4 protein-coding genes are annotated in these 6,008 nt (G+C 68.1%); 2 read left to right on the top strand and 2 right to left on the bottom strand.

The genetic code is table 11. The features are described 5' to 3' along the window. Positions 1 to 158 precede the first annotated feature (158 nt). A complete protein-coding gene (pepN, locus tag QH196_RS02460; RefSeq protein WP_280414107.1) occupies positions 159 to 2,729 on the bottom strand; it encodes an aminopeptidase N in 2,571 nt (856 codons plus the stop codon). Between the two features lie 127 nt (positions 2,730 to 2,856). Between pepN and QH196_RS02455 the strand changes: the two genes are divergently transcribed. After that, entirely contained in the window at positions 2,857 to 3,681 is an 825-nt protein-coding gene (locus tag QH196_RS02455; protein ID WP_280414106.1) for a phosphoribosylaminoimidazolesuccinocarboxamide synthase, read from the top strand. A 69-nt stretch (positions 3,682 to 3,750) separates the two neighbouring features. On the opposite strand, the gene QH196_RS02450 is transcribed toward QH196_RS02455, so the two are convergent. After that, positions 3,751 to 4,971 carry an NAD(P)/FAD-dependent oxidoreductase gene (locus QH196_RS02450; protein ID WP_280414105.1) on the bottom strand — a complete coding sequence of 407 codons (1,221 nt, stop codon included), beginning with the start codon at positions 4,969 to 4,971 and terminating at the stop codon, positions 3,751 to 3,753. Between the two features lie 180 nt (positions 4,972 to 5,151). Here QH196_RS02450 and QH196_RS02445 point away from each other — a divergent pair, with 180 nt between their 5' ends. Beyond that, a complete protein-coding gene (locus QH196_RS02445) occupies positions 5,152 to 5,799 on the top strand; it encodes a DsbA family protein (RefSeq protein ID WP_280414104.1) in 648 nt (215 codons plus the stop codon). The last annotated feature ends 209 nt before the right edge of the window (positions 5,800 to 6,008 follow it).

The following is a 6,008-nucleotide window of genomic DNA, read 5'->3' as shown; positions in this document are numbered from 1 at the left end:
TTCCTGACCTGGAAACGGACGACGGCGCCGGCCCCCCCGGGGGGGGGCGCCCCGGGGGGGGGGGGGGGGCCGCGCCCCGCGGGGCACGCCCCCCGGGCCCCCCCCCCCCCCCCGCCCCCCCCCCCCCGCGGGGCCCCCCCCCGTCGTCCGTTTCCAGGTCAGGAAATATCGAAGGCGCGGGCGCGTAGCGAGCGCTCGATTCCCGCCTTACCTTCGAGTACCAGCCGCCGCAGGGCGGGCGGATGGTCGGCGGCCAGGAATTCGTCGGCGCGGGCCACCGCTTCCTCGCTGATCGCCCACGACGGGTACAGCCCGATCACCACGGTCTGCGCGACCTCGCTGGACCGGCGTTCCCATACCGCGGGGATCTCCGCGAAGTACCGCTCCACGAAGGGCTGCAGCAGGGCGTCCTGACCGGCGGGGGCGAAACCGTTGACGATGGAGCGTGCGGTGATATTGGGCACCGAATCGTCCTCCAGCACCGTCGCCCAGGCCGAGGCCTTCACCTCGGCGATCGGGCGGGCCGTGGCCGCGGTGGCGGCCTGCCGGCGGCCGGCGGCGGTTTCGTCGTTGCGCAACTCGGCGTCGATGGCCGGGGTGGCGTCCGCGCTGTCGGTGTCGATCTCCCCGGCCGCGGCGAGCGCGGTGAGCAGCCGCCAGCGCAGGTCGGTATCGACGGTGAGTCCGGGCAGACCCACTCCGGCCGGGTCGCCGTCGAGCAGTTCGCGCAGCACCTCGGTATGCCAGGCAGCCAGCTTCGCCCCGGTGAGGGCGTTGACGAACGCCAGCTGGTGGTCCGAGCCGGCATCGGCCTCGCGGGCCAATTCCAGCAGGCGATTCGCGTAATCCTGCCAGCCGGTGGTGTCGGCCCATTCCGGGGCGGCGTAGCTGCGCAGGGCGGTATTGGCCTGCATGAGCAGCCGCTGGACCACCCCGATCTCGGATTCCGCACCGATACCGCGCTGCACCAGCGCCACGAAATCACGGGCCCGGAACTCGGCCTGCCGGGTCATCTCCCAGGCCGCCGACCAGGCCAGGGTGCGGGGCAGCGGTTCGGCGATATCGGCGATGTGATTGATCAGGACGTCGAGGGAATCGGGGTCCAGGCGGACCGAGCAATAGGTGAGGTCGTCGTCGTTGATCAGCACGAACTTGCCGCGCGGTACGCCGACGAGCTCGGGAACCTCGGTGCGTTCGGCGGCGGCGAGATCGAGTTCGACCCGCTTCGTGCGGACCAGTTTGCCCTCTTGATCGTCGTAGACGCCGATGGCCAGGCGATGTACCCGCTGCTCACCGGCTCCGGGGGCGGCGCCCTCCTGGATCACGGTGAACGAGGTGAACTTTCCGTCGGCGTCGACCTCGAAATCGGGCCGCAGAATATTGAGGCCGGTGGTTTTGAGCCACTGGGCGCCCCAGTCGGACAGATCGCGTCCGGAAGATTTCTCCAGGGCCGCCAGCAGATCGTCGAAGGTGGCGTTGCCGTAGGCGTGCTCGGCGAAGTAGGCGCGCAGCCCGGCCAGGAACGGCTCCAGCCCGACGTAGGCCACCAGCTGTTTCAGTACGCTCGCGCCCTTGGCGTAGGTGATGCCGTCGAAATTGACTTCGACAGCGGCCAGGTCGGGGATATCGGCGGCGATGGGGTGGGTCGACGGCAGCTGATCCTGCCGGTAGGCCCACGATTTCTCGACATTCGCGAAGGTGGTCCAGGCGCTCGTGTACTCGGTGGCCTCGGCCTGGCACAGCACGGACGCGAAGGTTGCGAACGATTCGTTCAACCACAGATCGTCCCACCACTTCATGGTGACCAGGTCGCCGAACCACATATGCGCCATCTCGTGCAGGACGGTTTCGGCGCGCCGCTCATAGGAGGCGCGGGTGACCTTGGACCGGAAGACGTAATCCTCGAGGAAGGTCACCGCACCGGCGTTCTCCATTGCCCCGGCATTGAACTCCGGCACGAACAGCTGGTCGTATTTACCGAAGGCGTAGGGGAGGCCGAAGTTCTTGTGGTAGAAACCGAAACCCTGTTTGGTCTCGGTGAACAGCCGGTCGGCGTCCATGTATTCGGCGAGCGAGGCGCGGCAGTAGATGCCGAGCGGGATGCTGCCGTGGTCGTCGGTGTAGGTATCGGTCCATTCCGCGTACGGACCGGCGATCAGCGCGACCAGATAGGTGCTCATGAGCGGTGTCGTGGCGAACCGGTGCCGGCCGCCCTCGACGCTGCCGGCGCCGTTGGAGATGACCTTCCAGTCGCTCGGGGCGGTGACCTCGATATCGAAGGTGGCCTTGAGGTCGGGCTGGTCGAAGCAGGCGAACATCCGTTTGGCGTCGGCGGTCTCGAACTGGGAGTACAGGTAGACCGCCCCGTCGGCGGGATCGACGAACCGGTGCAGGCCCTCGCCGGTATGCGAGTACTCGCAGTCGGCCTCCACCACGAGTTCATTGCGTTCGGCCAGGTCGGGCAGGGTGATACCGGTCGACTCGTCGTACTCGGCGATATCGAGCGGTTTGCCGTTGAGTACCGCCGAACGGATACCGCGGGCGACGATATCGACGAAGGTCCGCGACCCCGGTTTCGCGGTGAACGTGACCGTACTGCGCGAGAAGAACGTCTGTTCGCCCGGTTTTCCCGCTGTGTCGGTCAGGTCGAGGTCGATACGGTAATTCTCGACCGAGACGACGCCGGCGCGTTCGATCGCCTGTTCGCGGGTGAGGTTCGGTGCGGACATCGGGCTCCTTCGATTACACAGAGGTGCGGGCACGAGCGCTGTCCACAATGCCACGTCGGTAAGGTTTGCTTGCAGTGAAGTCGGATGACTCGACTCCAGTCGATGACCAGAGGATCGGAGCCGCAACGTGAAGCATGTGCACGCCGGAAAGGTGCGCGACCTGTACACCGACGGTGACACGCTGCTGCTGGTTGCCTCGGACCGGGTCTCGGTCTACGACGTCTCACTGCCCACACCGATCCCGGACAAGGGTGCGCTGCTGACGCAGCTGTCGAACTGGTGGTTCGAGTTCTTCGCCGATATCCCCAACCATGTGCTGTCCACCACCGATGTGCCGGCGGAATTCGCCGGCCGGGCGGTGCGGGTGAAGCCATTGAAGATGGTGCTGGTGGAATGCGTGGCGCGCGGATACCTGGTGGGGTCGGGCTGGAAGGAGTACCAGCGCAGCGGTTCGGTATGCGGGGTGGCGCTACCGGCCGGGCTGCGCGAAGGTGACCGGCTGCCCGAGCCGATCTTCACGCCGACCACGAAGGTGTCCGATACCGGCCACGACGAACCGATGACGTTCGACCAGGTGGTCGACCAGGAGGGGCGCGAGATCGCCGAGCAACTGCGCGATCGCACCCTCGACCTCTACGCGCGGGGAGCGGCGCACGCCGCCGAACGGGGCGTGATCATCGCCGATACCAAGGTCGAGTTCGGCTGGGACGGTGATGTTCTCACGCTCGGCGACGAACTGCTGACCTCCGACTCCTCCCGGTTCTGGCCGGCCGCGGAATGGGAGCCGGGCCGCCCGCAGCCGTCGTTCGACAAACAGTTCGTCCGCGATTGGGCCACCTCGACCGGCTGGGACAAGGAACCGCCCGGCCCGGAGATTCCGGCCGATATCGTCGCCGCCACCAGGGATAAGTACGTCCAGGCCTACGAGCTGATCACCGGCCGCACCTGGTGAAGCATCCCGCGGGTTCCGCAATCGATTCCGTTCGGCAAGACGGCCGCAACGTTGTGTCGGGCCGTCTGTTCAGAGTGGGGTCGAGGTGTCGGCCAGCCGGTCGGGGTCGACCGGGTCGCCGGAGAGGATGAGTTCCTTGATGCGGTCGCCCACATCCCAGATGTTCACGTTCATCCCGGCCAGGACCCGCTGCTGCTCGTCGAGCCAGAACGCCACGAACTCGCGGCCGCCGAGATCGCCGCGCACCACCACCCGGTCGTAGTCGCCGGGGGCGGCGAAACCGGTGTATTCCATACCGAGGTCGTACTGGTCGGTGAAGAAGTAGGGGAGGCGGTCGTAGAGGGCCGCCTTGCCGAGCATGGTGCGGGCGGCCGCCGCGGGCTGATTCAGGGCGTTCGCCCAGTGCTCCACCCGGATCCGGCGGCCCAGTAGGGGATGGTCCTGTTCCGCGATATCGCCGATGGCGACGATATTCGGGTCGCTGCTGGTGAGTCCCGCGTCGACGAGCACACCGGTGCCGGTGAGCAGACCGGCGGCTTCCGCGAGTGCGGTACGGGGTCGCGCGCCCACCGCGACGAGGACGGCGTCCGCCTCCACGGTTGTTCCGTCCGCCAGCTGCACGCCCCGCGCTCGGCCGTCGGAAACAGTGATCTTTTCGACGCGCGCATCGAACCGGAACTCCACGCCGTGCTCCCGGTGCAGATCGGCGAATACCTCGCCCATCTCTGGGCCCAGCGCGCCCAGCAGGGGCGCGAACGTCTCTTCGATCACGGTCACCGCCACCCCGGCCGCCCGCGCCGCCGCAGTGACCTCGAGCCCGATCCAGCCCGCCCCGACGACCACCAGCCGGCGCGCCGTGCCGAACAGTTCGATCAATGCGTCGGATTCTTCGACGGTACGCAAGGTGTACACGCCCGGCTCGTCGGCGCCCGGAACGGGCAGCGACCGGGAGGCGGCACCGGTGGCCAGAGCCAGTTTGTCGTAGGGCAGGGCCGAGCCGTCCGGAAGCGCGACCGTGCGGGCGCCACGATCGACGGCGGTGACCTCCGTACCCAGCAGGAGCTCCACATTGTGGTCCCGGTACCAGGCGGCGTCGGCCACGGTGAACTCGTCGAGGGTCTTCTTCCCGGCCAGGTACTCCTTCGACAGCGGCGGGCGTTCGTAGGGCAGCCGCTCCTCCGCGCCGATGAGGGTGATGTGGCCGTCGAAATCGTTGCCGCGCAACTCCTGTGCCAGTTTCGCCCCGGCCAGGCCGGCGCCGACGATCACGAAACGCTGTGCAGATGTCATGGACGGACTCCCTTGTCGTGAGTTGTTCCAGCGACGATCCGAACCTCTGGCGCCAGCCTACTGAGACCGCCCGCGATGTTCGCCCGGGATCGGGAACGAAAACGGCACGGCGGCGGTTGCTCGGTGAGAGGCCGGGCCTGCGGCGCAGTGCCCGTCGACGACCGAAGGAGAGGAACGTCCGTGACCGATACGGCCGATAAGAAGGACCTTGCCGAATTCTGGTTCGACCCACTGTGCCCGTGGTGCTGGATCACCTCCCGCTGGATCCTCGAGGTCGCGAAGGTGCGCGATATCGAGACGCGGTTCCATGTGATGAGCCTGGCGGTGCTCAACGAGGGACGTGATCTGCCGGCGGAATACCAGGAACTGATGGCGAACGGGTGGGGGCCGGTGCGGGTCGCGATCGCCGCCGCCCAGCAGCACGGCGACGAGGTGCTGCCGGCGCTGTACACGGCCATGGGCACCCGGTTCCACGACCGCCGGTCCGAGTACGAGAAAGAGGGTGATCTGCGGGGGACCTTCGCGGCGATCCTCGCCGATGCGCTCGCCGAGGTGGGGTTGCCGGCCGAACTGGCGGCCGCCGCGGACAGCGGCGACTACGACGAGGCCTTGCGGGTCAGCCATCATGCCGGCATGGACAAGGTCGGACCCGATGTCGGTACGCCGACCATCCACGTGAACGGGGTCGCGTTCTTCGGCCCGGTGTTGTCGCGGATCCCGCGGGGCGAGGAGGCGGGCAAACTGTGGGACGCGGTGGTCACGCTGGCGGCCTACCCGCATTTCTTCGAGCTCAAGCGCACCCGCGACGAGGATCCGCAGTTCGGCTGAGGATCGTGGGGGGGGGGGGGGGGGCCGCGCCCCCGGCCCCCCGGCCCGGCCCCGGCCGGTGGTGCGGATATGGGTCAGGTGCAGAGGCGGGGTCTGGGGCGGGCGCAAGCCGATCGGCACGATATCGACCCCCTCGGGAATGTCGGTCAGGGTGGGTAACCGGTCCGGGAAGGCGAGCTCTGCCGGGGCCGCGTCGTGCAGGACGTAGA

The sequence above is a fragment of the Nocardia carnea genome, assembly GCF_029868325.1.
Classification (GTDB): domain Bacteria; phylum Actinomycetota; class Actinomycetes; order Mycobacteriales; family Mycobacteriaceae; genus Nocardia; species Nocardia carnea_C.
Note: the sequence above shows the minus strand (reverse complement) of the source record. Positions and strands in the feature narration are given on the sequence as shown.

Coding starts and splice junctions, on each gene's coding strand:
- pepN (WP_280414107.1), bottom strand. CDS start 2,729: ATGTCCGCACCGAACCTCACCCGCGAACAGGCGATCGAACGCGCCGGC.
- QH196_RS02450 (WP_280414105.1), bottom strand. CDS start 4,971: ATGACATCTGCACAGCGTTTCGTGATCGTCGGCGCCGGCCTGGCCGGG.